This window comes from Geopseudomonas aromaticivorans (genome assembly GCF_019097855.1).
Taxonomy (GTDB): domain Bacteria; phylum Pseudomonadota; class Gammaproteobacteria; order Pseudomonadales; family Pseudomonadaceae; genus Geopseudomonas; species Geopseudomonas aromaticivorans.
Genome location: NZ_JAHRGL010000044.1, coordinates 1 through 2,404 on the forward strand (window position 1 = coordinate 1; position 2,404 = coordinate 2,404).

Consider the following 2,404-nt stretch of genomic DNA (forward strand, 5'->3'; position numbering starts at 1 on the left):
GTAACCGTCCGGGCATCCCGTCTGGTTTGACCCCGCCAAGCTAAGAGATGGTGTCCACCTATTTATCGTGGACACCATTTCAAGGCTCTCATGCGGGAAATCAAGCAGCGGCGTTCTTATTCCAAGGCCCTCAAGGCGCAAGTCGTGCAGGAGTGCAGCCTGCCTGGCAACTCGGTTGCCAGCGTGGCCCTGAGTCACGGCATCAACACCAATGTGGTTCATCGATGGCGAAGGCTGGCGGCCTGCCGACCGACGGCCGAAGCACTGCCCGCATTTCTCCCGGTGACACTGGAGTCGCCCATTCAGCCTGTGGCATCCAACCAGGCGGAGATCCGCATCGAGATTCCCCATCGCCGCACGACCGTGACCCTGCACTGGCCGGCAGCCGATGCCGAAGGCTGTGCCCGGTTCGTGCGTGAGCTCCTGCAATGATCCGCATTGATCGTATCTGGCTGGCTACCGAGCCCATGGACATGCGTGCCGGAACGGAAACGGCCCTGGCCAGGGTGGTGGCGGTTTTCGGTGCGGCGCAGCCGCACTGCGCTTATCTGTTCGCCAACAAGCGGGCCAACCGCATGAAGGTGCTGGTGCATGACGGCTTCGGTATATGGCTGGCCTCGCGCCGCCTGAATCAGGGGCGCTTCGTCTGGCCCGGCAACTGGCAAGGCAGGCAGATGGAGTTGAATCCCGAGCAACTTCAGGCTCTGGTGGTCGGACTGCCGTGGCAGCGGGTCGGTGCCGGAGCCGAAATCCGTCTGCTGTAGTGAGTCCTGCGGTGCGCAATTGACCGAACGACCTATCGTCGGGCGCCGTCGAGGCCGGCACAATCACGGCGATGGCTCCTTCTGCTTTCGACCACCTCACTCCCGAGCAACTGCGCGCACTGGCGGCGCAGTTGACAGAGCGTGTCGCAAGCCTCGACCAGCAGGTCTCCAGCCTCGATCAGCAAGTCCGGTATCACAAGACGCGCAACGAGCAGCTGGCTCACGAGATTGCCATCCTCAAACGCCACAAGTTTGCCCGGCGCAGCGAGCAGCTCAGCCCTGACCAGATCAGCTTGCTGGACGACCTGCTCGATACCGACATCGCGGCCATCGAGGCCGAGCTCAAGGCGCTGAGTCCCGCACCGGTGGCGGCCGAGCCACGCCAGCAGCCCAAGCGCACCACCCTGCCACCGCAGTTTCCGCGCACCCTGGTCCATCACGAGCCGGACACCACGCAGTGTGCCTGCGGCTGCCAGCTCAAGCGCATCGGCGAGGATGTCAGCGAAAAGCTCGACTACACCCCAGGCGTCTTCACGGTGGAGCGGCATATCCGCGGCAAATGGGTCTGCGCACAGTGCGAAACGCTGATCCAGGCGCCGGTTCCGGCCCAGGTGATCGACAAGGGCATCCCGACCGCCGGCTTGCTGGCCCAGGTCATGGTGGCCAAGTACGCCGACCATCTGCCGCTGTACCGCCAGGAAAAGATCTTCGGCCGCGCCGGCCTGGCCATCCCGCGCTCGACCCTGGCGCAATGGGTCGGCAGCTGCGGCGTGCAGCTGCAACCGCTGGTCGATGCGCTGCGGGATATCGTGCTGAAGCAGAGCATCGTCCATGCTGACGAAACCCCGGTGCAGATGCTGGCTCCGGGGATGAAAAAGACCCAGCGCGCCTATGTCTGGGCCTACGTACCCAGCCCGTTCGCTGATCTGCGTGCGGCGGTCTACGATTTCAGCCCCAGCCGTGCCGGCGAGCATGCCCGCACCTTCCTGGGCGACTGGAAAGGCCAATTGGTCTGCGACGACTTCGCCGGCTACAAGGCCTGCTTCGAGCAGGGCGTGACCGAAGTCGGCTGCATGGCCCATGCCCGCCGCAAGTTCTACGACCTGCATGTCGCCAACAAGAGCCAGCTGGCTGAGCAGGCTCTGCGCCACATCGGTCAGCTGTACGACATTGAGCGCGAGGTGCGCGACCTGCTGCCCGATGAGCGACAGCGAATTCGCCAGGAAAAAGCCAAACCCATCGCCGATGCCCTGCACGGCTGGATGCTCGCCCAGCGCCAGTTGGTGCACGAAGGCACGGCCATCGCCAAGGCGCTCGACTACAGCCTCAAGCGCTGGACGGCCCTGGTGCGCTATCTCGATGACGGCATGCTGGCCATCGACAACAACTGGTGCGAAAACCAGATCCGCCCGTGGGCCATTGGCCGCTCGAACTGGCTGTTTGCCGGCTCGCTGCGCAGCGGTAAACGTGCGGCGGCGCTGATGACACTGATTCAGTCAGCGCGACTGAACGGCCATGACCCGTATGCCTACCTGAAGGACGTGCTCACACGCCTGCCAACGCAGAAGACCAGCGCACTGACTGAGCTGCTGCCGCACAACTGGATGCCTGCCAGCAAGGTGTGATGCCCGGCCGCTTAC

The 2,404-nt window shown here is 64.1% G+C and carries 3 protein-coding genes; all 3 read left to right on the forward strand.

Features of this window, described 5'->3' with window-relative positions; genetic code table 11:
- Window positions 1-90 precede the first annotated feature (90 nt).
- Window positions 91-432 (forward strand): IS66-like element accessory protein TnpA, encoded by a 342-nt coding sequence (gene tnpA / locus KRX52_RS14540; RefSeq protein ID WP_217682446.1) that lies wholly within the window; start codon window positions 91-93, stop codon window positions 430-432.
- Window positions 429-764, forward strand: a complete 336-nt coding sequence (tnpB, locus tag KRX52_RS14545; RefSeq protein WP_217682447.1) for an IS66 family insertion sequence element accessory protein TnpB — start codon at window positions 429-431, stop codon at window positions 762-764. The genes tnpA and tnpB overlap by 4 nt, the downstream gene beginning before the upstream one ends.
- Before the next feature lie 71 nt (window positions 765-835).
- Window positions 836-2,389, forward strand: coding sequence for an IS66 family transposase (tnpC, locus tag KRX52_RS14550; protein WP_217682448.1), 1,554 nt, complete (start codon window positions 836-838; stop codon window positions 2,387-2,389).
- The last annotated feature ends 15 nt before the right edge of the window (window positions 2,390-2,404 follow it).